General features: G+C 71.6%; 19 protein-coding genes and 2 pseudogenes. 6 read left to right on the top strand and 15 right to left on the bottom strand.

Annotation, left to right across the window (positions count from 1 at the left end; genetic code table 11):
• Window positions 1-17 precede the first annotated feature (17 nt).
• Window positions 18-959: a class A beta-lactamase gene (gene bla / locus ACIRF9_RS49240; protein ID WP_403836890.1), complete on the top strand. Its 942-nt coding sequence runs from the start codon at window positions 18-20 to the stop codon at window positions 957-959.
• A gap of 21 nt (window positions 960-980) precedes the next feature.
• Here bla and ACIRF9_RS49235 read toward each other — a convergent pair whose 3' ends face one another.
• The 3 genes from ACIRF9_RS49235 to ACIRF9_RS49225 form a co-directional block, all read right to left on the bottom strand.
• Window positions 981-1,568: a hypothetical protein gene (locus ACIRF9_RS49235; RefSeq protein WP_403836888.1), complete on the bottom strand. Its 588-nt coding sequence runs from the start codon at window positions 1,566-1,568 to the stop codon at window positions 981-983.
• Window positions 1,565-3,001 carry an ATP-binding protein gene (locus ACIRF9_RS49230; RefSeq protein ID WP_403836933.1) on the bottom strand — a complete coding sequence of 479 codons (1,437 nt, stop codon included), beginning with the start codon at window positions 2,999-3,001 and terminating at the stop codon, window positions 1,565-1,567. Before ACIRF9_RS49230 ends, ACIRF9_RS49235 begins: the two co-directional genes overlap by 4 nt.
• Window positions 3,002-3,093: 92 nt before the next feature.
• A complete protein-coding gene (locus tag ACIRF9_RS49225; protein ID WP_403836886.1) occupies window positions 3,094-3,786 on the bottom strand; it encodes a response regulator in 693 nt (230 codons plus the stop codon).
• Window positions 3,787-3,923: 137 nt separating this feature from the next.
• Between ACIRF9_RS49225 and ACIRF9_RS49220 the strand changes: the two genes are divergently transcribed.
• Window positions 3,924-4,868, top strand: a complete 945-nt coding sequence (locus tag ACIRF9_RS49220) for a DUF3152 domain-containing protein (protein WP_403836884.1) — start codon at window positions 3,924-3,926, stop codon at window positions 4,866-4,868.
• A gap of 120 nt (window positions 4,869-4,988) precedes the next feature.
• Here the strand turns inward: ACIRF9_RS49220 and ACIRF9_RS49215 are convergent.
• Window positions 4,989-5,114, bottom strand: a pseudogene (locus tag ACIRF9_RS49215) (TetR/AcrR family transcriptional regulator); the annotation flags it as partial.
• A gap of 362 nt (window positions 5,115-5,476) precedes the next feature.
• Here ACIRF9_RS49215 and ACIRF9_RS49210 point away from each other — a divergent pair.
• Window positions 5,477-6,478 (top strand): LacI family DNA-binding transcriptional regulator, encoded by a 1,002-nt coding sequence (locus ACIRF9_RS49210; RefSeq protein WP_403836883.1) that lies wholly within the window; start codon window positions 5,477-5,479, stop codon window positions 6,476-6,478.
• A 121-nt stretch (window positions 6,479-6,599) separates the two neighbouring features.
• Here the strand turns inward: ACIRF9_RS49210 and ACIRF9_RS49205 are convergent, their stop codons facing one another.
• A complete protein-coding gene (locus ACIRF9_RS49205; RefSeq protein WP_403836881.1) occupies window positions 6,600-7,604 on the bottom strand; it encodes a sugar ABC transporter substrate-binding protein in 1,005 nt (334 codons plus the stop codon).
• Between the two features lie 131 nt (window positions 7,605-7,735).
• Window positions 7,736-8,494: an IclR family transcriptional regulator gene (locus ACIRF9_RS49200; RefSeq protein ID WP_403836880.1), complete on the bottom strand. Its 759-nt coding sequence runs from the start codon at window positions 8,492-8,494 to the stop codon at window positions 7,736-7,738.
• A gap of 68 nt (window positions 8,495-8,562) precedes the next feature.
• Between ACIRF9_RS49200 and ACIRF9_RS49195 the strand changes: the two genes are divergently transcribed.
• From ACIRF9_RS49195 to ACIRF9_RS49185, 3 genes are read left to right on the top strand one after another with little or no spacing between them, the layout of a single operon-like run.
• Window positions 8,563-9,735 (top strand): cupin domain-containing protein, encoded by a 1,173-nt coding sequence (locus ACIRF9_RS49195; RefSeq protein WP_403836879.1) that lies wholly within the window; start codon window positions 8,563-8,565, stop codon window positions 9,733-9,735.
• A complete protein-coding gene (locus ACIRF9_RS49190) occupies window positions 9,732-10,574 on the top strand; it encodes a fumarylacetoacetate hydrolase family protein (RefSeq protein WP_403836878.1) in 843 nt (280 codons plus the stop codon). The genes ACIRF9_RS49195 and ACIRF9_RS49190 overlap by 4 nt, the downstream gene beginning before the upstream one ends.
• Complete coding sequence (locus ACIRF9_RS49185; RefSeq protein ID WP_403836876.1) at window positions 10,571-11,281, top strand: maleylpyruvate isomerase family mycothiol-dependent enzyme; 711 nt, start codon at window positions 10,571-10,573, stop codon at window positions 11,279-11,281. The genes ACIRF9_RS49190 and ACIRF9_RS49185 overlap by 4 nt, the downstream gene beginning before the upstream one ends.
• Before the next feature lie 60 nt (window positions 11,282-11,341).
• Here the strand turns inward: ACIRF9_RS49185 and ACIRF9_RS49180 are convergent, their stop codons facing one another.
• The 9 genes and pseudogenes from ACIRF9_RS49180 to ACIRF9_RS49140 form a co-directional block, all read right to left on the bottom strand.
• Window positions 11,342-12,340, bottom strand: a complete 999-nt coding sequence (locus ACIRF9_RS49180) for a sugar phosphate isomerase/epimerase family protein (RefSeq protein WP_403836874.1) — start codon at window positions 12,338-12,340, stop codon at window positions 11,342-11,344.
• 49 nt (window positions 12,341-12,389) lie between these two features.
• On the bottom strand, window positions 12,390-13,586 hold the full coding sequence (locus tag ACIRF9_RS49175; RefSeq protein ID WP_403836872.1) for a Gfo/Idh/MocA family protein: 1,197 nt from the start codon (window positions 13,584-13,586) through the stop codon (window positions 12,390-12,392).
• A 36-nt stretch (window positions 13,587-13,622) separates the two neighbouring features.
• On the bottom strand, window positions 13,623-15,113 hold the full coding sequence (locus tag ACIRF9_RS49170; RefSeq protein ID WP_403836870.1) for a CoA-acylating methylmalonate-semialdehyde dehydrogenase: 1,491 nt from the start codon (window positions 15,111-15,113) through the stop codon (window positions 13,623-13,625).
• Window positions 15,114-15,126: 13 nt separating this feature from the next.
• Window positions 15,127-17,004, bottom strand: coding sequence for a 3D-(3,5/4)-trihydroxycyclohexane-1,2-dione acylhydrolase (decyclizing) (gene iolD, locus ACIRF9_RS49165; RefSeq protein WP_403836868.1), 1,878 nt, complete (start codon window positions 17,002-17,004; stop codon window positions 15,127-15,129).
• Window positions 17,001-17,876, bottom strand: a complete 876-nt coding sequence (gene iolB, locus ACIRF9_RS49160; RefSeq protein WP_403836866.1) for a 5-deoxy-glucuronate isomerase — start codon at window positions 17,874-17,876, stop codon at window positions 17,001-17,003. The genes iolD and iolB overlap by 4 nt, the downstream gene beginning before the upstream one ends.
• Window positions 17,873-18,745, bottom strand: coding sequence for an aldolase (locus ACIRF9_RS49155; RefSeq protein WP_403836864.1), 873 nt, complete (start codon window positions 18,743-18,745; stop codon window positions 17,873-17,875). The genes iolB and ACIRF9_RS49155 overlap by 4 nt, the downstream gene beginning before the upstream one ends.
• 1 nt (window position 18,746) lies before the next feature.
• Window positions 18,747-19,730 carry a 5-dehydro-2-deoxygluconokinase gene (gene iolC, locus ACIRF9_RS49150; RefSeq protein ID WP_403836862.1) on the bottom strand — a complete coding sequence of 328 codons (984 nt, stop codon included), beginning with the start codon at window positions 19,728-19,730 and terminating at the stop codon, window positions 18,747-18,749.
• Window positions 19,731-19,874: 144 nt separating this feature from the next.
• Window positions 19,875-20,726, bottom strand: coding sequence for a sugar phosphate isomerase/epimerase family protein (locus ACIRF9_RS49145; protein ID WP_403836860.1), 852 nt, complete (start codon window positions 20,724-20,726; stop codon window positions 19,875-19,877).
• Window positions 20,723-20,917, bottom strand: a pseudogene (locus ACIRF9_RS49140) (sugar ABC transporter ATP-binding protein); the annotation flags it as partial. The pseudogene ACIRF9_RS49140 and the gene ACIRF9_RS49145, both read right to left, overlap by 4 nt.

Raw genomic sequence — 20,917 nt, 5'->3', positions numbered from 1 at the left:
TCTGACAGGGTGAGGACATGGACCAGACGAACACAGCTGTCTCACCCGTCACACGACACCGCCCTCGCCGCCGCGCCGTGCTGGCCCTCGGCGCCGGAGCGGGACTGGCGGCGGCCGTCGCCACCGCTCCGGCACACGCCACGCCTCGCGCCGCGGCAGGCGTCTCCCGCGAGCTGAGCGCCCTGGAGCGGGAGTACTCCGCCCGTCTCGGCGTCTACGCCCACGACACGGCCACGGGGCGGACCGTGACGTACCGCGCGGACGAGCGCTTCCCCCTCTGCTCGGTGTTCAAGACGCTCGCCGCCGCGAAGGTCTTACGCGACCTCGACCGCGACGGCGAGTACCTCGCCCGGCGGATCCACTACACCAAGGAGTACGTCACGGCCTCCGGCTACGCACCGGTCACGGGCACGGACGCGAACGTCGCGGGCGGCATGACCGTCGAGGAACTGTGCGCCGCCGCCGTCTCCCACAGCGACAACGGGGCGGCGAACCTCCTGCTGCGCGAGCTGGGCGGACCGACCGCCGTCACCCGGCTCTGCCGCTCGCTCGGGGACGGGAGGACCCGGCTCGACCGGTGGGAACCCGAGCTCAACTCGGCGGAACCGTGGCGCAGGACCGACACCACCAGCCCGCGGGCCGTCGGCCGGACCTACGCACGGCTCGTGCTCGGCCGGGTCCTGCCCGACGCGGACCGGGAACGGCTCACCGGATGGCTGATCGCCAACACCACGAACATCCAGCGCTTCCGCGCGGGCCTGCCCGGCGACTGGATCCTCGCCGACAAGACCGGGGGCGGGGCGGCCTACGGCGTCGCCAACGACGTGGGCATCGTCTGGCCCCCGGAACGGCCGCCCCTGATCCTGTCCGTCCTGTCGACCAAGTACGCCCCCGAAGGCCCCACGGACAACCCGCTGGTCGCCAGGGCCGCCGCCCTGCTGGCAGCCGAACTCACCTGAGGCCCGCCCCCCTCGGACGCGCTACGCGTCGGGGCAGCGCTGCTCGGAGCCCTCGGCGCGCCGGCCGTCGGAGCTCGTCACGGTGACCGTCGCCGACTCCACGTCCCGGGGGGCGAGGAGAAACGCCCGGGCGGCGGTGCAGATCACCTGCTCCGCCGCCCGGTCGAACACCTTCGCCATGCCCGCGGGCAGCTCGACCGTCACACCGTCGCGCTCCGTCGTGACCCGCACGGCCCGCGACGGGGACTCCGTGGGGTCGACGCTCGGGGAGCCGGCCGTGCCGTCCTGCGCCGGCGAGGCGGTGACGGTCGGAAAGAGGGTCGTCGGCTCCGACACCTGGGCCAGCAGCGTGGTCAGCCCCTGGAGCCGTTCCTGCTCGTCGGGGCCCTGGAGCAGCGCCTCGACGGCCGCCCTGACATCCCCGGCCTCGGGCACCGAGCGGTGCACCGCGACCAGCCCGCCGTCCCTGACGAAGTAGAGCGGAGTGGTCGCCGGGATCCCGCTCGCGGGTCCCCCCGCCTCCACCACGCCGGTCGCGGGGATGCCGCAGGCGGAGAGCGCGAGTGCCGCCGGGACGACCAGCAGCGCGGCACGCCGTACGGTGCTCATGAGAGGTTCTCCCGCGGCGACTCGTCCCGCCGCAGCGGGAGTTCCACGACGAAGACGGCGCCGCCCGTGGGACGGTTGGCCGCGCGGACGGTGCCGCCGTGCATCCGGACGTTCTCCTCGGTGATCGCCAGACCCAGCCCGCTGCCCTCGGTACGGGTGCGCGCGCTGTCGGACTTGTAGAACCGCTCGAAGACGTACGGCAGCACGTCGTCCGGGATGCCGGGCCCGCTGTCCTCGACCTCGACGACCGCCAGCGGCCGCGCACCGTGCCGGCCGCGCTCCGACAGGGTGACGCGCACCGGCCGGGCGCCGTGCCGCAGGGCGTTGCCGACCAGGTTGGCCACGACCACGTCCAGCCGGCGCGGGTCGACGCGCCCGCGGAGTGCGTCGGGCCCCGGCAGCGTGGTCTCCACCAGCTCCGTCCAGCCACGGGAGGAGAGCGTGCGCCGGATCGACTCGGCGAGGTCGATCTCGTCCAGGTGCAGGACCGCCGCCCCGGCGTCGAAACGGGAGATCTCCATCAGGTCCTCCACCAGCCGGGCCAGTTTCACGGTCTCCTCACTGATCAGCCGTACGGCGGTGGCCGTGTCCGGATCGAGGCGGGCGGCCTCCTCGTCGAGGACGTCGGTGACCGCCGACATGGCGGCCAGCGGGGTGCGCAGCTCGTGGGAGACGTCCGCGGCGAAGCGGCGGGCCCGTGCCTCCATGCCGCGCAGTTCGGCGACGGAGTGTTCCAGGGCGGCGGCGGTCTCGTTGAACGTGTGGGACAGATCGGCGAGCTCGTCGGAGCCGTTGACGTCGAGCCGGGTGTCGAGATGCCCCTCGGCGATGCTGCGGGTCGCGCGACGCAGCGCGCGGACCGGCCGCAGCACCCCCCGGGCGGCGAACAGGGCGAGCAGCACGGCGACGCCGAGGGCCGCCACGGTCGTCCGTTCGACGGCCGTGACCAGCGCGTCGACGGAGGCCTGCTCCTCGATCTGGGGCACGGTCAGGAAGACCCGGACCCCGGAGACCGTGGGAACGCCCTCGGCGGAGGCGAAGGTGACCGACATGCCGACGACCAGCGAGGTGCGTCCACCGCTGCGCACCCGCTGGAACACGGTCGCCATACGGGCACCGACGGCCTCGCGCACGTCGGGCGTCAGCTCCTCGAAGGGGTCGTCCGGCATCGAGGTCGCGCGGAGTTCCCCGTAGGTGACCAGCACGCGCCAGGTCCCCGACGGATCGGCGCGTGCCACGTCCGCCGCGAACCGTCCCAGCTGCTCCTGGCCCGGGGGGTAGCCGAGTCCGGGGGCGAGTCGGCTGACCTGGGCGCGCAGCTGTCTGATCACGCTGTCCTGGCTCTGCTGGAGCATGCTGTTGCGGGCCTCGCGGAAGGTCAGGGCGCCGGTCGTCGTGGTGGCCAGGGCGGCGACGAGCCCGAACGCCACCACGAGCCGCACCCGCAGCCCGCGCAGCGGAACCCGCGCCGGAACCCTCGCTCGCCGGGCCGGCGTCGTCCGGGCCCTTGCCTCGGCGGGTCGTCTCACCGGGACGCGAACCGGTAGCCGAAGCCGCGCACGGTCTGGATGTAACGCGGTTCGCGCGGCGGCTCGCCCATCTTGGCGCGCAGCCGTTTGACACAGGCGTCCACCAGGCGGGCGTCGCCGTGGTAGTTGTGTTCCCAGACCGCCTCCAGCAGCTGCTGCCGGCTGAACACCTGCCCCGGTGAGGCGGAGAGGGTCAGCAGGAGCCGGAGTTCGGACGGGGCGAGCCCGACCGGCGTGCCCCGCACGGTGACGGTCAGCCCGGCCCGGTCGATGGTCAGCTCCCCGTGCGTGTCGATCTTCGGCAGCCCGCCGTCGCCCGCAGCCGCGCCCGAGCGGCGCAGCACGGCGCGTATCCGGGCCTCCAGCACCCTCGCCTGCACCGGCTTGACGACGTAGTCGTCGGCGCCCGCCTCCAGACCGACAACGATGTCCACGTCATCGCCGCGCGCGGTCGCCATGATGATGGGCAGGGTCTGGTCGACGGAGCGGATCCCGCGGCACACGTCCAGGCCGGTCATCCCGGGCAGCATCAGGTCGAGCACCACGACATCGGGCCGGAAGGACCGCAGTTGCACCATGCCGTCCTCACCGGTCGCCGCGGCGGCGACCTCATGGCTCTGGCGGCGCAGCGCCAGCGCGACCCCTTCCCGGACGGCGCGGTCGTCTTCGATCAGCAGAACACGTGGCATGGGCTCAGTATCGGGACCAACCGGCCCCGGCTGAGGCGCTGTTACCGGATGATCACATAGTCACGGCGATCATTCGTTATGGTTCTGTTATCGTTCGAGCCCGATCCGATCACATGGCGATCACACTCTGACTGAACATGACCGACCACAAAGCAACGCCCTCCCCCGCCCCCCGCCGTCGGCGGGGCCCCGCGCACGCCTCCGCACGGCGGCGCGGGAAGGGGCCCCTGTGGGGAGGGCTGGCCGCGATGACCGTCCTCGGCGTCGCCGGGTTCGCGGCCGTGGGATGGACGCCGCCGGCCAAGAAGGACGTACGGGCCGGGTCCGGCTCGACCGAACAGGCCGCGCCCGCCCCCGACAAGACCGGCGAAGAGGCGGAGCCCAGTCCCGACCGGAGCACGCGCCGCCCCGGCAGTTCCGCGAAGCCCTCGTCGGGCTCGTCGGGGTCGCCCGGCTCGTCCGGCTCGTCGAGCCCGTCCGCCTCGTCCTCCGGCTCCTCCCGCGCCGGCATCACCATCCCCGCGACCGGTCCGGGCACCTTCGTCACGGCGTCCGGTGGCAGCGACACGGTGGGCACGGGCAAGAAGTGGCGCTACCGGGTCGAGGTCGAGACGGGGCTCGCGCTGTCCGTCCCGGACGTGGCCGAGGAGGTGGAGAGCATCCTGGCCGACCCCCGGGGCTGGACGGCGAACGGCACCTCCGCCTTCCAGCGGGTCTCGAGCGGGGCCACCGACTTCGTCGTGAAGGTGGCGACCCCCGGCACCGTGGACAAGATCTGCGCGCAGGGCGGGCTGGACACCCACGGCGACTACAACTGCAACGTGAACAGCAACGTCATGGTCAACCTCGAACGCTGGGAACTGGCCACCCCCGTCTACGCCAAGGACGTCCCGTCCTACCGGGCGCTGATCATCAACCACGAGGTCGGCCACTTCCTCGGCCACAACCACGTCGGCTGCCCCGGCGCCGGAAAGCCCGCCCCCGCGATGATGCAGCAGATCAAGGGCATGAACGGCTGCGTCCCCAACGTCTGGCCCTACGACGCCGACGGCAACGTGATCACCGGACCCGCCGTCCCCTGAGACGGGGCGGGGCCTCCTCAGTCCCCGTGGGGGAAGAGGCGCTCGACCGCGGTCACCCGGTGCCGCGCGCCGGGCGGCCAGGGAGGGATCCGCCGCCCGGTCCTCGGCGGCGGCGGCGATCTCGGGCCGGCCCGCCCAGGTGCTCGCGATCTGGTTGATCAGCGCGAGGACGTCCACCGGGTCCCAGGCCGGATCGAGCAGTCCGGCGCGCTGGGCGTCCCGGAGCCGGTCGAGCTTGCGGACGATGGTGGCCCGCAGCGGCTCGGGGGCGCCGGTGGCGGGGTCGGCCGGCTCCCGCTCGGCGACATGGCCGTAGAGGCCTCCTTGCCGCGGAAGTGGGCGTACACCCGCTCCTTGCTGGTCCTGGCCTCCTTGGCGATCCGGTCCACCCGGACGCCGGCGATGCCGTAGGCGACCGAACTGTTCGGTCTTGCGGCTGCCGCCGCGTCCGATCGCCGCGTTCCCCTGGCGCGATGCGGCCCGAGTACGATGATCCCTGTCCAAATGACCTGTCAATGGCCTGGTGTCGGGAGCGTGTGAGCCCCGCCCGGGCGGGCGCGTCGGAGGGGTGGGTTCAGGTGGAGGCATCGGGCAGGCAGCGGCCCACGATGGCGGACGTCGCCGCGAAGGCGGGCGTCTCCCGGGCGCTCGTCTCGATCGTGTTCCGCAACCAGCCGGGGGCGAGCGAGGAGACCCGGGAGCGGGTGCTGCGGGTCGCCGACGAGATCGGCTACCGGCCCGACAGCGCGGCCCGGCTGCTGGCGCGCGGCCGCAGTCGCACGATCGGTGTGATGTTCACCGTGCACCAGACCTTCCACACCAACCTCATCGAGGGCATCTACCCCGAGGCCGAACGCCTCGGCTACGAGGTCCTGCTGTCGGGCGCCACGCGGGGCCGCAGCGAGGAGAAGGCCGTCGAGGCACTGCTCAGCCACCGCTGCGAGGCGCTGGTCCTGCTCGGCTCCTTCGCGGAGCCCGCGTTCCTCCACGACCTCGGGCGCCGCACGGTCGCCGTCTCCGTCAGCCGCCGGGTCCCGCACGCCCACGTCGACTTCGTGCACTCCGCCGAGGGCAAGGGCATACGGCAGGCCATGGACCACCTCGTCGAACTGGGGCACCGCCGGATCGTGCACATCGACGGCGGCAGCGGTCCCGGCTCGGCCGAGCGCCGGCGCGCCTACCGGGCGGCGATGCGCCGCCACGGGCTGGAGGCCGAGGCCCGGGTCGTCCCCGGTGACCACACGGAGGAATCGGGCATCGAGACCGGCCGCACGCTCCTCGCCGAACGCGACCGGGGAGAGCCGCTGCCGACGGCGGTCCTCGCCGGCAACGACCGCTGCGCCATGGGCCTGTTGATGTCCCTGACCCGGTCCGGCGTCGAGGTGCCGCGTGATCTGTCGGTCGTCGGATACGACGACAGCCACCTCTCCCACCTGATGCCGATCGGTCTGACCACCGTCCGTCAGGACGCCGTCCTCATGGCCGAGCACGCCGTGCGGTTCGCCGTGGAGCGGCTGGAGAACCCCGAACTCCAGCCACGGGAAGCGGTGTTGGAGCCGAAGCTGGTCGTGCGCGGCACCAGCGGGCCACCGCCCGAGGGCACGGCCTGAGGGGTGCGGCGCGCACCGGGCACGGCGGCGGGGGCGGGCGGCGTGGGGACGCGCGAGCGGCCGGCACCGCGCTCGCGATGCCGGCCGCTCGTCGGGATCCCGTCGGCGTGAGCCGTCGTGGTCAGCGGGTTCCGTTGGCCGCGAACCCGGCCACGCTGTCGACGTTGTCCTTGGTGATGAAGGCCGGTCCGGTCAGGACGGGCGCGGTGCCGCCGCCGCTGACGTTGCCGTTGGTCTTGTACAGCCACAGGGCGTCGACGGCGAGGTAGCCCTGCAGATAGGGCTGCTGGTCGACGGCGAACTCGACCGTGCCGTCCTGCACGGCCTTCACCAGCTCCTTGTTGAGGTCGAAGGTGGCGACCTCGGCCTTGGTGCCCGCGTCGGCCAGCGACTGCACGGCGGTCAGCGCGATGGGGGCGCCGAGCGTGACGACCTGGTCGATGGAGGAGTCCGCCTTGAGCTTCGCGGTGATCGTCGACTTGACCGACGGCATGTCGGTCCCGTTGACGTAGAGGACGTCGGTCTTGCCGCTGAACCCCTTCTTCAGACCGGCGCAGCGGGCCTCCAGGGCGACCTGCCCCTGCTCCTGGATGACACACAGGGCGTGCTGGGCGCCGAGCTGGTCGAGACGCTCGCCGAACGCCTGACCCGCGATGTTCTCGTCCTGGCCGAAGTACTCGAGCATGCCCAGCGACTTCCAGTCGTCGACGCCGGAGTTGAAGCCGACCACCGGTATGCCGGCCGCCGTGGCCTTGGCGACGACGTCCTTCATGGCCTCCGGCTTGGCGGCGGTGAGCGCGATGCCGTCGACCTTCTGGTCGATCGCGTTCTGCACCAGGTTGGCCTGGTTGCCGGCGCTGGGGTCGCTGGAGTAGACGAGCTTGATGTTGTCCTTGGCGGCCGCGGCCTGGGCGCCCTTGCGGATCAGGTCCCAGAAGGTGTCGCCGGGGGAGGCGTGGGTGACCATGGCGACGGTCATGCGGGGCGTGTCGGCCTTGCCCGCTCCGGCGGCGGCTCCGCTCTCCTCGGCCTTCTTCCCTCCGGAGCCGCTGGAGCAGCCCGCGGCGAACAGGGCACCCGCCAGCACGGTGGCGGTCAGAGCGGCGGCTCGGTGGTGTCTGCGCATGTCCCTTGCACCTCGCTGTGCTGATCAGGGTGGGGGTGGATATCAGGGGGCGGCCCCGTGCTAGCGCGCGTCATTAGCGCGCTCTAGTTGCATGACTATGGAGCCGCCCGCCGGTGATGTCAATGACATTGTCAGGACGTTTTGACAAGGTGATCAGGCGGCAGCGTCGCGACCAGCGACTGCAGCCGGCCCGGTGCGTAACGCACCCCGGGCATCGACACCGACACCCCCGCCAGCGCGACCCCGTCGGCGCCGCGCACCGGCACCCCGACGGCGACGAGCCCCCGCTCGGAACGGTCCTGGTTCACCGCGAACCCACCGCGGCGCGCCCGCGCCAGATCCGCCCGCAGCGCCGCGAGGTCGGGCCGCTCGCCCGGCCGGTCGCGATACCGCTCGACGGCGTACACCTCCTCCAGCTCGGCATCGGCCGGCTCCGCGAGCAGCAGCAGCCCCGCGGTCGTACCGTGCGCCGGGAACACCATGCCCTTCCGGGAGCTCACCCGCAGCGCCCGCGCACACTCGACGCCGGCGATGAACCGGGCCGTGTCCCCGGTGCGGATCGTCAGGTTGGCGGTCTCCTCCAGCAGGGCGACCAGCCGGTGCAGATGCGGCAGCGCCACGGTCCGCAGCCGGGACACCTGCGACTGCGAGTGCACGGCGAGCTCCAGGACGGGACCCGCACGGTAGACGTGCCGCTCGTCCTGCACGGCGACGTCCCGGTACACGAGCATCGCCAGCAGCCGGTGCGCCGTCGACCGGGCCACCCCGAGCCGCTCGGCGACCTGCGACACGGTCAGCCCGCCCTCCATCTGGAGCATGGTCGCCGCCCGCAGGGCATGATCGACGCTCGCGATCGCGTACGGCGGAGGATTCTTCAGCGGCTTGTCCACACGCCCTCGCGATTCTGCTCTCCAGAATCTACAGGTCCTCCTGGCGGACCGGGCGCACCCTGAACCCCGTGACCGACACCTCCCTCGCGTCCGACGACACGGCGAGCTCCCCCGTCCGCCTCCAGGCCGTCCCGGGGCCGGGCCGGCCCGAGGTCACCCCAGCTCTCGAAGAGCTGTACCGGGGCTTCGAACAGGAACTCCTCGTCCCGCTGTGGACCGAGATCGGCGACCTGATGCCTGATCGTCCCCGCTCCCGGGCCGTGCCCCACCTGTGGCGCTGGGAGCAGCTGCGGCAGCTCGCGGCCCGCGCCGGCGAACTGGTCCCGGTGGGCCGGGGCGGAGAGCGCCGCGCCATCGCCCTGGCCAATCCGTCCCTCGGCGGCAGACCCTTCGCCACCCCCACCCTCTGGGCCGCCATCCAGTACCTCATGCCCGGCGAGGACGCCCCCGAGCACCGCCACACCCAGCACGCCTTCCGCTTCGTCGTCGAGGGCGAGGGCGTCTGGACGGTCGTCGACGGCGACCCGGTGGCGATGCGGCGCGGCGACTTCCTGCCCCAGGCGGGCTGGCACTGGCACGCCCACCACAACGCCACCGCCGAACCCATGGCCTGGATCGACGGCCTCGACATCCCCTTCCAGTACGTCACCGAGTCGCAGTTCTTCGAGTTCGGACGGGACGAGATCAGCGCCGCCGAGCGCACCACCCCCGACCGCTCCCGCGCCGAGCGACTGTGGGGCCACCCGGGCCTGCGGCCCCTCTCGACCGGCCGTACGACGGCGCCCGGATCGCCCCTGCTCGCCTACCGTTGGGAGCACACCGACCGGGCCCTGGCCGACCAGCTCGCCCTGGAGGCCGAGGGCTTCGGCGGCACCGTCGAACCCGGCCACGCCGCCGTCCGCTTCACCGACCCGGCGACCGGCGCCGACGTGCTGCCCACCGTCCGCGCCGAGATGCACCGCGTGGCACGCGGCGCCGAGACCGCGCCCGTGCGGGAGACCGGGTCCTCGGTCTACCAGGTCTTCGACGGCTCCGGCACGGTCACCGTCGGCGACCGCACCTGGTCCGTGACCCGCGGCGACCTGTTCGTCGTACCGTCCTGGCAGCCGCTGTCCGTGCGCTCCGAGTCCGGCACCACCGACTCCGACTCCGGCGCTCTGGACCTGTTCCGCTTCAGTGACACCCCCGTCTTCGAGGCCCTCCGGCTCGACCGCGCCCATGTGGAAGGAACCACCCGATGAAGCTCGCGACCCTCCGCCTCGACGGCGCCACCCGCGCCGTCAAGCTGGACGGCGACGTCCTGGTCGACCTCGGCGCGGCGGACGTCGGCGCCCTGCTGCGCGAGGACGACTGGGCCGAGCGGGCCGCCACGGCGACCGGAACGACGTACCCGGCGGCCGGCGCCGACCTCGCGCCCATGGTCCCCACCCCTTCCAAGGTGGTGTGCGTCGGCCTCAACTACCGCAACCACATCCAGGAGATGGGCCGCGACCTGCCCGAACACCCCACCCTCTTCGCCAAGTTCGCCGACTGCCTGATCGGCGCGGGCGACGACATCGTCCGGCCCGACGAGACCGGGCAGTTCGACTGGGAGGTCGAACTGGCCGTCGTCGTGGGCAGGCCGGTACGCCGGGCCCGGGGCACCGAGGCGGAGGCCGCGATCGCCGGCTTCACCGCCCTGAACGACATCACCTGCCGCGACTGGCAGTTCCGCACCCGCGAGTGGCTGCAGGGCAAGGCGTGGGACTCCAGCACACCCGTCGGCCCCTACCTCGTCACCCCCGACGAGCTGCCGGGCGGCGTCCGCCCCGTCCTCGACGTACGTCTGTCCGTCGACGGCGAGCTGATGCAGTCCGACTCCACCGGCGACCTGCTCTTCGACCCGGTCGCGCTGGTCGAGTACGTCTCCACCGTCGTCCGGCTCAACCCCGGCGACCTCATCGCCACCGGCACCCCCGGCGGCGTCGGCCACGCCCGCACCCCCCAGCGCTTCCTGCTGGGAGGCGAGACCGTCGTCACCGAGATCGAGGGCATCGGCCGCCTGGAGAACCGCGTGGTCAAGGAGACACCCGCCCGATGACCCGCACCTTCGACGACGCCCGCCGCTGGACGCGGCTCGGCACCGACCTGTTCCTCGAGGCGGCCGACGCCGCGCTCACCGGTCCGGGCGAGCCCAGCGCGCTGCCCGGCTGGAGCCGGGGGCACGTGGTGGCCCATGTGGCGGCCAACGCCGACGCGTTGGGCCATCTCGTCCACTGGGCCGCCACCGGCGAGCCGACCCCGATGTACTCCTCGCCCGGGGAGCGGGCCGCCGGGATCGAGCGGGGCGCCCGGCTGCCGGCGGTCGAACTCACCGCCTGGCTGCGCCGGTCCGCCGACGCGCTCGCCACGGCGATGGACGCGCTCGACGACCGGCAGTGGCGGCGCGAGGTCGTGACCGCACAGGGCCGTACCGTCCCCGCCACCGAACTGCCCTGGCTGCGCAGCCGCGAGGTCTGCGTCCACGCGATCGACCTGGCCACGGGCCCGACCTTCGCCGACCTCCCGCCCGACTTCCTCACCGCGCTGTGCGAGGACGTCGTACTCAAGCGCGCCACCGCCGCCACCACCGGGCCGGCCCTCCTCCTGCGCACTCCCGACGGCCACCGCTGGGACCTGCCCGGCGAGGGCGAGCCCGTCGAGGTCGCCGCGGAACTCCCGGACCTCACGGCCTTCCTCACGGGCCGCTCCGACGGCCCCCTCACCACGGACGGCGTCGTGGCACCCGCGCTCGGCCCCTGGCTCTGACACGACCCCGCGCCCGCCCGCCGACCGGCGGACGGGCGCGGAGCCACCCGTACGGGCTGGTCAGAGGGCTGCCGCGGCGCTGTGCAGGTTCTTCGCGGCCAGGGCCAGGCCCTCGGTCTGGGAGTAGGCGGCGTCCTCGTGCTCGATGTTCACGGCCATGTCCGGGTCGATCTCGGCGAGGGCCCGCAGGAACTCCGTCCAGAAGGGGACCTCGTTGCCGAGGCCGACGGCGACGAACTTCCAGGCCGGGTTCTCGGGCCAGGCGTTGCACCAGAAGCCGTAGCCGGTGGGCACCTTGCCGGGCGCGTCGGCGGGCACACGGGTGAACGAGGTGTCGAGCACCCCCCGGATGTCGGCGCCGGGGCACAGCGTGGCGTCCTTCGCGGCCGCGTGGAACACCAGCGGACCCAGCCACTTGATGGAGGCGATCACGTCCATGCCCTGCCACATCAGATGGGAGGGGTCCATCTCCGCGCCGACGTTGGTCAGACCCCCCTCGTCGACGAGCCGCTTGAGGGTGACGGGGGAGAACACCAGGTTGTGCGGGTGCATCTCGATGGCGACCCGGACGTCGTTCTCCCGGGCCAGCGCGTCGATCTCCTTCCAGAACTCGACCGCCACGCCCCACTGGTAGTCCAGCACGTCCATGTAGACGCCGTCCCAGGGGTTGACGACCCAGGACGGGTACTTGGCGTCCGGGTCGGAACCGGGGGTGCCGGACATGGTGACGACGTGCCTGACGCCCAGCAGGCCGGCGAGGCGGATGGTGCGCCGCAGGTCGTCGGCGTGCTTCGGGCCGACCCCCGGCAGCGGGTTGAGCGGGTTGCCGTTGCAGTTGAGGCCGGTCAGTTCCATGCCGCGCTCGGTGAAGGTCGCGAGGTACTCCTCGCGGGCGGTGGCCGAGGACAGCAGCAGGTCGACCGGGCAGTGCGGGGAGGGGATGAAGCCGCCGGTATTGACCTCCACGGAGGTCAGCCCGTTCTCCTTCAGGATGTCGAGGGCCTCGGCCAGCGGGCGGTCGTGCAGACAGGCGGTGTAGGCGCCGAGCTTGAGGGCCATGGGAACGCTCCTTGGAAATGTACGGGTATGTACAGGTATGTACGGGTGATCAGGCGACGGGCGGAACCGGAACGGCCGCCCCACCGGCCCGGGAGGACTCGACGACGGCCCGGATGATCTCCATGGTCCGGAGCGCGTCGGCGAAGGTGGCGCAGGCCGGCAGCGGCTCGGCCACGCCCGCGACCTGGTCGAGGAACGCTCGCGCCTGGTAGGTGAAGTTGTCGCCGTTGCTGGCGCCCACACCCGGCGCCTCCATCGGCACCCCGCCCGCGAAGTACGGCAGCTGCGGGCCGGCGATGATCTGCCGGGCACCGCGCGTACGGGCCTCGGGCTGGGCGTCGTCGAAGAGGTACTCGGCGGGCCGGTGCTGGTCGAACGCGGCCCGGCCGCCGACGCCCAGCACATCGAAGGCGAGCCCGTTGGGCAGGCCGAAGCCGGTGCGCGTCACCGAGAAGGTGCCGACGAGACCGGACTCGAAGCGGGCGGTGAAGGACGCGGTGTCCTCGTTCTCGACCTCGCCGAACTCGTCCGAGACGGGGGCCGCGTTGTGCCCGACGACCGCGCCCAGCGGCAGCGGCCGCTTGGTGATCTGCGTCGACAGGGAAGCGCCGGAGACCGAGGCGATGGGCCCGGCGACGTACTCGGCGGCGTCGATGACGTGCGAGCCGATGTCCCCGAGCGCACCCGAACCGGCGCCGCCCTTGAACCGCCAGCTCAGCGGCCCGTTCGGGTCGGTGGCGTAGTCGCACCAGTACCGCCCGCTGAACAGGGTCGGGTCACCCAGCTCGCCCCGCTGGACGTGGTCGCGGATCGCGGCGATGCCGGGAGCACGCCGGAAGGTGTACCCCACGGCCGTCACGACCTCGGCGCCCCGCTCCAGCTCGGCCATCGCCCGGGCGTCCTCCAGCGACCCGGCCAACGGCTTCTCGCACAGCACATGCTTCCCGGCGGCGACCAGCGCCTCCGCGATCGGCCGGTGCAGAGCGTTCCCTACGACGATGCTGACTGCGTCGATCGTCGGGTCCTCTACGACGGCCTCCCAGCTCGGCAGCGCCTTCTCGAAGCCGTAGCGGCGCGCGGCGTCCTCACCGAGCGCGACATTGGCGTCGGCGATCGCGGCCAGCCGCACCGGGGGCAGACCGGCCCCGAAGACCGTGTTGACGTTGCGGTAACCGGCGGCGTGACTGCGGCCGGCCATACCGGCTCCGATCACCGCGACGGAAAGGGGCTTGGCGGACGTGGTCATGGGGGTGCCCTTCGAAAAAGTCCCTCTGGGGGAGTGTCAGTTGGAGGTGGGGAAGTTGAAGCCGGCGGTGGTCTGCTGGGTGGGTTGGGGCCAGCGGGTGGTGACGACCTTGGGGCGGGTGTAGAAGCGGACGCCTTCGGGGCCGTGGATGGGGTGGTCGCCGATGAGGGAGTCCTTCCAGCCGCCGAAGCTGTAGTAGGACATGGGGACGGGGACGGGGACGTTGATGCCGATCATGCCGACGTGGATGTTGCGCTGGAATCGGCGTGCGGCTTCGCCGCTGGCGGTGAAGAGGGCGGTGCCGTTGCCGTAGGGGTTGGCGTTGATGAGGGCTATGGCGTCGTCGAGGGTGTCGGTGCGGACGATCGCGAGGACCGGGCCGAAGAGTTCTTCCTTGTAGGCGTCCATGTCGGTGGTGACGTGGTCGAGGAGGGAGGGGCCGGTGAAGAAGCCGTTCTCGTGGCCGTCGATCTTCAGGCCGCGGCCGTCGACGACGAGGGTGGCGCCCTGGGTGGCGGCGGTGCCGACGGCGTTTTCGACGCGTTCCTGGGCGGCCTTGGTGACGAGGGGGCCCATGTCGGTGCCGGGTTGGTCGCCGGGGCCGACTGTCACTTCGTTGGCCTTGCGGGTGAGGATTTCGACGAGCTTGTCTGCGGCGTCGCCGACGGCGACGGTGACGGAGACGGCCATGCAGCGTTCGCCTGCGGAGCCGTAGGCGCCGGCGGTGATGTGGTTGGCGGCGAATTCGAGGTCGGCGTCGGGGAGGACGACGGCGTGGTTCTTGGCGCCGCCGAGGGCTTGGACGCGCTTGCCGTGGGCGGTGGCGCTTTCGTGGACGTACTTGGCGATCGGTGTCGAGCCGACGAAGGAGACGGCCTCGATGCCGGGGTGGGTGAGGATGGCGTCGACGGCGGGCTTGCCGCCGTGGATGACGTTGAAGACGCCGTCGGGCAGGCCGGCCTTCTTGTAGAGGTCGGCGACGTAGTTGGCGGCGGAGGGGTCGCGTTCGGAGGGCTTGAGGATGAAGGTGTTGCCGGTGGCGATGGCGATGGGGTGCATCCACAGGGGCACCATGGCCGGGAAGTTGAAGGGGGTGATGCCGGCGACGACGCCGAGGGGCTGGCGGAAGTTGTGGACGTCGATGCCGCGGGAGACCTGGTCGGAGAAGGAGCCCTTGAGTACGTCGCCGAGGCCGCAGGCGTATTCGACGACTTCGCGGCCGCGGACGATTTCGCCGCGGGCGTCGTCGATGGTCTTGCCGTGTTCGGCGGAGATGATCCGGCCGAGTTCTTCCTCGTGGTCGAGGAGGAGCTGGCGGAAGTTGAACATGACCTGGGTGCGCTGGGTGAGGGAGGACTCCGACCAGGTCTCGAACGCCTTCGCGGCGGCGGTGACGGCGGCGTCGACCTCGGGGGAGCCGCCGAGGACGACCTGGGCCTGCTCGGCGCCGGTGGCCGGGTTGAACACCGGGGCGGTCTCCGTGCCGGTGACCGGCGAACCGTTGATCCAATGCTGAATGACTGTCACGGAAGGGGTGTCCTTACAGGTAGTGGCGCTGGGCTTGCTTGGCGGCTGCGTAGGTGGTGTGGGCGGCCTGGGTGGTGTCGAGTGCGGAGACTTCGCTGACGGGGACGTCCCACCAGCCGTGGCCGGGTGGGTTGGGGCCGTAGAGGTCGGTCTCGACGTGTACGACGGTGGTGCGGGTGGCGGCCTTGGCCTTCTCCATCGCGGAGCGGAATTCGTCCACCGACGTGGCGTGCAGAACGTCCGCGCCCAGGGAAGAGGCGTTGGCCGCGAGGTCGACGGGGAGGACTTCGCCGTCGAGGAGTCCTGAATCGTCGCTGCGGTAGCGGTATTTGGTGCCGAACCTCTGCGAGCCGAGGGATTCGGAGAGGGCGCCGATGGAGGCGAAGCCGTGGTTCTGGACCAGGACGATGATGACCTTGAGTCCTTCGGAGACCATGGTGACGATCTCCTGGGCCATCATCAGGTAGGAGCCGTCTCCGACGAGGACGACGACCTCGCGGGTGGGGTCGGCCATTTTGGCGCCGGCGCCGGCGGCGACTTCGTAGCCCATGCAGGAGTAGGCGTACTCGACGTGGTAGGCCTTCGGGTCGCGGGCCCGCCAGAGTTGCTGGAGGTCGCCGGGCATGGAGCCGGCGGCGTTGATGACCACGGCGCGGTCGTCCAGGACGTCGTTCAGCGCGCCGAGGATCTCGGTCTGCGCGGGCAACGGGCCATGACCGGCGTTGAAGCAGGATTCCTCGATCTCCCTTGTGTGGGCGATGAGTTCACGGGTGACGGCCCGGTATTCCGGAGCGACTTCCCAGTCGGTGAGGGCTGCGGCGAGTGCCTGGATGCCGAGGCGGGCGTCGGCGACGAGGGGTTCGGCGGAGTGCTTGACGGCGTCGAGACGGGTGACGTTGAGGTTGACGAAGGTGACGTCGGGGTTGCCGAAGACGGTGTGGGAGGCGGTGGTGAAGTCGGAGTAGCGGGTGCCGATCCCGAGGACGACGTCGGCCTCGCGGGCCAGTTCGTTGGCGGCGTAGGAACCCGTCGAGCCGATGCCGCCGACGGCGCAGGGGTGGTCCCAGGGGACGGCGCCCTTGCCGGCGTGGGTGTCGGCGACCGGGATGCCGGTGCCCTCGGCGAAGGCCCGCAGCACGGTCTCGGCACCCGAGTACACCGCCCCGCCACCGGCCACGATCAGAGGCTTCTTGGCGCCCCGCAGCAGCCGCACCGCCCGTTCGACGGCGGCCGGTTCCGGTACCGGGCGGCCCACGTGCCAGATTCGGCGGCGGAAGAAGGAGGGGGGCCAGTCGTAGGCCTCGGCCTGCACGTCCTGCGGCAGCGCCAGCGTCACGGCACCGGTCTCGACCGGGTCGGTGAGCACCCGCATCGCGGCGAGGGCCGCGGGGATGAGCTGCTCGGGCCGGGAGATGCGGTCGAAGTACTTCGACACGGCGCGGAAGGTGTCGTTGACGGTGACGTCTCCGCCGCGGGTGTCCTCCAGCTGCTGGAGGACGGGGTCGGCGGCGCGGGTGGCGAACATGTCGGACGGCAGGAGCAGGACGGGGAGCCGGTTCGTGGTGGCGAGCGCCGCACCGGTGATCATGTTGGTGGAGCCGGGCCCGGTGGAGGCCGTGCAGGCGAAGGTGGCCAGCCGGTCGCGCATCTTGGCGTAGGCGACCGAGGCGTGGACCATGCCCTGCTCGTTGCGTGCCAGGTAGTAGGGGAGGTCGGCCTCGCCGGTCGTTGCGGCCTGCAGCAGTGCCTGCCCGATGCCGGCGACGTTGCCGTGGCCGAAGATGCCCCATACGCCGGGGATGAGGCGCTGTTCCTGGCCGTCGCGTTCGCTGTACTGGTTGGCGAGGAAGCGCACCAGGGCCTGGGCGGTGGTCAGTCGTACGGTGTTCATCGGTCTTCTCCGAAGGGCAGCCGGTCGTCGACGTCCTGGGACTGCCAGGTGGTGCGGACCCAGCCGTGGGCGGGGTCGTCGCAGATCAGCCAGGCACGGTCCTGACCGGGACCGGCCATGACGTTGAGGTAGTACAGGGCGTAGCCGGGCGCGGCGATGGAGGGCCCGTGCCAGCCGTGCGGGATGAGAACGGTGTCGCCCGAGCGGATTTCGGCGAGCACCTCGATGGGCCGCTCGGGGGTGCCGTAGACCCGCTGGTAGCCGAAACCCTGCTCGCCGCCGGAGATCTCGAAGTAGTAGATCTCCTCCAGCTGCGATTCCTCGCCCGGCCGGGCCTCGTCGTGCTTGTGCGGGGGATACGAGGACCAGTTCCCGCCCGGGGTGAGGACCTCGCACACCAGCAACTGCTCGGCGTCGAACGTCCCCGGCAGGCAGTAGTTGTTGACCTGCCGAGAGCACGCTCCCGCGCCCCGCAGTTCGACGGGTACGTCCTCCTTGCGCCCGTACCGAGGGGTGAGCCGGTCCCGCTCGGTACGGGCGGAGGGCAGCGCGAATCGGCCTCCGTGCGCGCTGCTGATGAGGGCCTCCGACTCGCTGGGCAGATGGGCGAAGTCGGTGACCGAGGCGAACACGCCTGTCCTGCCTTCGAGTTCGAAGGTCCTGCCCTCCGTGGTGACGGTGCAGGAGCCCGTCAGCGGCAGGACCAGGAACTCGCAGTCATGAGTGGACAGGGAGTGCGCCTCGCCCGGCCCCAGGGTCAGGATCCTGAGGCCGGAGTATCCCCAGCCCGCCGACTCGGGCGTGACCAGGACGTCGTAGGGACCGTCCGCCGAAGCGCCCTTCGTCAGGTGGTACTTGCTGGTGTCGCTCACAGCAGGCTCACCGCCTTGTCCACCGCACCGGCGACATCACCGTTGGACGGATAGAGCAGTGACCGGCCCACGACCAGCCCTTGAGCCGTCGGCTGCTTGAGCGCCTTCCCCCAGGACGTGAATGCCGCCTCCGGGTCGGTGACCTCGCCGCCCAGCAGCAGCGCCGGCAGGGTCGAGGACGCCAGCACCCGCTCCATGCCGTCCACCACCGGCAGCTTCAGCCAGGTGTAGGCGGTACGGCGGCCCAGCCCCGAGGCGATCGTGACCGACTTGACCACCGCGTCCGTCGACAGGTCGTTGCGGATCTTCCCGTCCTGCCACACCGAGATGAACGGCTCGACCATGGCCACCAGCTGACGGTCGTTGAGCTCGTTCACGGCCCGTGCCGTCTCCACCAGGGCCGACGGGGTCGCCGGGTCGCCGAGCGCGATCCGGGTGAGCATCTTGCCGCCGTCGAAGCCCATCGCGGCGATGGTGTTGGCGTCGTAGCCGGTGAACCGGTCGTCGATCTCGAACACCGACCCGGCCAGCCCGGCCCGGTTCATGGAGCCGAAGACGCTCTTGCCGTCCAGGACGCCGAGCAGGAGCAGGTCCTCCAGGATGTCGGCGGTGCCCAGGACCCCCGTCACGCCGGGCCGCTCCAGCGCGAGGCACAGCCGGTCCAGCAGTTCGAAGCGGTCGGCCATGGCGTTGGGATCGGCACCGACACCATTCGCCCCCCGTGCCGGATGGTCGGCGGCGATGATCATCGCCTTGCCGTGCTCGCCCAGCAGCGAGGTGGCCTTCACCCGGCGGGCGGCGGCGGCCGCGATGGCGCCGGGGTCGCCCACCCGGGCGCCCACGATCCGGCTCACGTTCTCGGACAGCACGTCAACGCGCCTTTCGTTCATTGGAAGAGGGGCTGGAGGACGAGGCCGCCTCGCGGAGCTTCGTCTCCACCTCGGCCTCGGTCGGCATGGCCTCGGAGCAGGCCAGCCGGCCCGCGACGATCGCGCCGGCCGCGTTCGCGAAGGACACCGTGCGGCGCGTGTCCCAGCCGGACAGCAGCCCGTGGCACAGCGCCCCGCCGAACGCGTCACCCGCCCCCAGGCCGTTGACGACGTCCACGGGAACCGGTGGGATCTCCACCGCCGAGCCGTCCTTGTCCATCGCCAGCACACCCTTGGGACCCTGCTTGACCACCGCCAGCTCCACACCCGCCGCCAGCAGCGTCTGCGCCGCCGCGTACGGCTCCCGCTCACCGGTGGCCACCTCGCACTCGTCGAGGTTGCCGACGGCGACCGTCGTATGCCGCAACGCCTCCGCGTAGAACGCACGCGCCTCGGCCGGGTCGGCCCAGAACATCGGCCGCCAGTCCAGGTCGAACACCGTCGCGCCTGCCTTCGCCCGATGCGCCAGCGCCGCGAGGGTCGCCGACCGGCTCGGCTCCTCGCTCAGCCCGGTCCCGGTGATCCAGAAGACCGCCGCTTCCCGCACCACCGCCAGGTCCAGCTCACCTGCCCTGATGTCCAGGTCGGGAGCCTTCGGCAGGCGGTAGAAGTAGAGCGGGAAGTCGTCCGGCGGGAAGATCTCGCAGAACGTCACCGGAGTCGGCGCGATGTCGGACGTACCGACGAACCGGGCGTCGACGCCGTAACCCTCCAGCGCCGTACGGACGTAATCGCCGAACGGGTCACGGCCCGTCTTCGTGATCACGGCCGCCGAACGCCCATAGCGGGCGGCCGCGACGGCCACGTTCGTCGGACTCCCGCCCAGGTACTTGCTGAACGACGTGACCTCGGCCAGCCCCACCCCTGTCTGGAGCGGATACACATCCACTCCCACGCGGCCCATGGTCAGCACTTCGAACGGCATCGCAGTTTTCCTTTCGGGTTTGAAGCGCTTTAAAGAGAGGCTCGCGAAGCCATGCGCTCACAGGTCATGTCAGGGGGTGGGGCGACCGTCGGCCAGACGGACGGACTGACTGAGTGACGGCCGGTCGGCCGGCCGGTCGGTCGGTCAGGCGGAGAGGTACTCGGCGATCTTCTCGCGCATGAACACCGAGGATTCCCGGGCCCGTTCCTCCCACGCGAAGACGCAGGCGGTGAGTGTGCCGTCGAAGCCGCCCGCGCGCAGTTCGCGGAAGAGCTCGTCGAAGTCGACCTCGCCCTGGCCGATGTCGAGGTGCTGGTGGATGCGGGCGGTGGTGCCGGGCGGGTTGAGGATGTAGCGGTTGCCGGAGGACGCCGTGTGGTCGAAGGCGTCGGCGAGGTGGACGTGGGTGAGCAGGTCGCCGGCGTACTTGATGATGCCGGGGGCGTCGTTGCCGATGTGGAAGGTGTGCGGGGCGCAGTAGAGGAAGGTGACGTTGGGGTGGTTGATGCCCCGGATCAGGTTGATCGCGTCGTAGCCGTTCTCGATGAAGTCGTCCGGGTGCGGCTCCAGGGTCAGCTTGATGCCCTCGCGCTCGAAGACCGGCAGCAGCTCGTCCAGTGACTTCCAGAACTGCGCCTCGCTGCGGTCGGCGTCCTCCGGCCGACCGTTGAACTCCGAGATCATGCTGTCGACACCGAGGTCGGCGGCGATCTGGATGGAGCGCTTCCAGTAGCGTACGGCGGCCTGGCGGGCGTCCTCGTCCGGGCCGGACCAGCGGAACAGGGGGAGCAGCGAGGAGATCCCGACGCCCGCCGAGTCCAGCGCCTTGCGGAACTTACGGACCGTGGCGTCGTCGACGCGCGGGTGCCGGAAGAAGGGGATGAAGTCCTCGCGGGGGGAGAGCTCGATCCACTCGTAGCCCAACTCGGCTACCAAGGAGGGCAGTTCGAGCAGCGGGACGTCGCGGATCATATAGGGATCGAGGGCGATCTTCATGACGGGGTGCCTTCCGTTGCGGTGGCCGACGCGGGGGCGGTGAGGTCTTCCTCTTCGGGGAGTTTTTCGACGTCGACGCCGCGGACCGCGCTCAACTCGTGTTTGAGGGCCGCGAGTTCGGCGCCGCCCGCCATGTGGTTGGTGAGTTCCTCGAGGCTGACCTGGCTGCGGTCGGCCGACAGCTCCATGGT

This window comes from Streptomyces sp. NPDC096132, from assembly GCF_044763345.1.
In the GTDB taxonomy this organism is placed as follows: Bacteria; Actinomycetota; Actinomycetes; order Streptomycetales; family Streptomycetaceae; genus Streptomyces.
This window is presented reverse-complemented; position numbering and strand designations above follow the sequence as displayed.

Bases quoted from the DNA above. Each gene is read 5' to 3' on its own strand.
- bla (WP_403836890.1), top strand. From the start codon at position 18: ATGGACCAGACGAACACAGCTGTCTCACCCGTCACACGACACCGCCCT.
- ACIRF9_RS49235 (WP_403836888.1), bottom strand. From the start codon at position 1,568: ATGAGCACCGTACGGCGTGCCGCGCTGCTGGTCGTCCCGGCGGCACTC.
- ACIRF9_RS49225 (WP_403836886.1), bottom strand. From the start codon at position 3,786: ATGCCACGTGTTCTGCTGATCGAAGACGACCGCGCCGTCCGGGAAGGG.
- ACIRF9_RS49220 (WP_403836884.1), top strand. From the start codon at position 3,924: ATGACCGACCACAAAGCAACGCCCTCCCCCGCCCCCCGCCGTCGGCGG.
- ACIRF9_RS49210 (WP_403836883.1), top strand. From the start codon at position 5,477: ATGGCGGACGTCGCCGCGAAGGCGGGCGTCTCCCGGGCGCTCGTCTCG.
- ACIRF9_RS49205 (WP_403836881.1), bottom strand. From the start codon at position 7,604: ATGCGCAGACACCACCGAGCCGCCGCTCTGACCGCCACCGTGCTGGCG.
- ACIRF9_RS49190 (WP_403836878.1), top strand. From the start codon at position 9,732: ATGAAGCTCGCGACCCTCCGCCTCGACGGCGCCACCCGCGCCGTCAAG.
- ACIRF9_RS49185 (WP_403836876.1), top strand. From the start codon at position 10,571: ATGACCCGCACCTTCGACGACGCCCGCCGCTGGACGCGGCTCGGCACC.
- ACIRF9_RS49180 (WP_403836874.1), bottom strand. From the start codon at position 12,340: ATGGCCCTCAAGCTCGGCGCCTACACCGCCTGTCTGCACGACCGCCCG.
- ACIRF9_RS49175 (WP_403836872.1), bottom strand. From the start codon at position 13,586: ATGACCACGTCCGCCAAGCCCCTTTCCGTCGCGGTGATCGGAGCCGGT.
- iolD (WP_403836868.1), bottom strand. From the start codon at position 17,004: ATGAACACCGTACGACTGACCACCGCCCAGGCCCTGGTGCGCTTCCTC.
- iolC (WP_403836862.1), bottom strand. From the start codon at position 19,730: ATGCCGTTCGAAGTGCTGACCATGGGCCGCGTGGGAGTGGATGTGTAT.
- ACIRF9_RS49145 (WP_403836860.1), bottom strand. From the start codon at position 20,726: ATGAAGATCGCCCTCGATCCCTATATGATCCGCGACGTCCCGCTGCTC.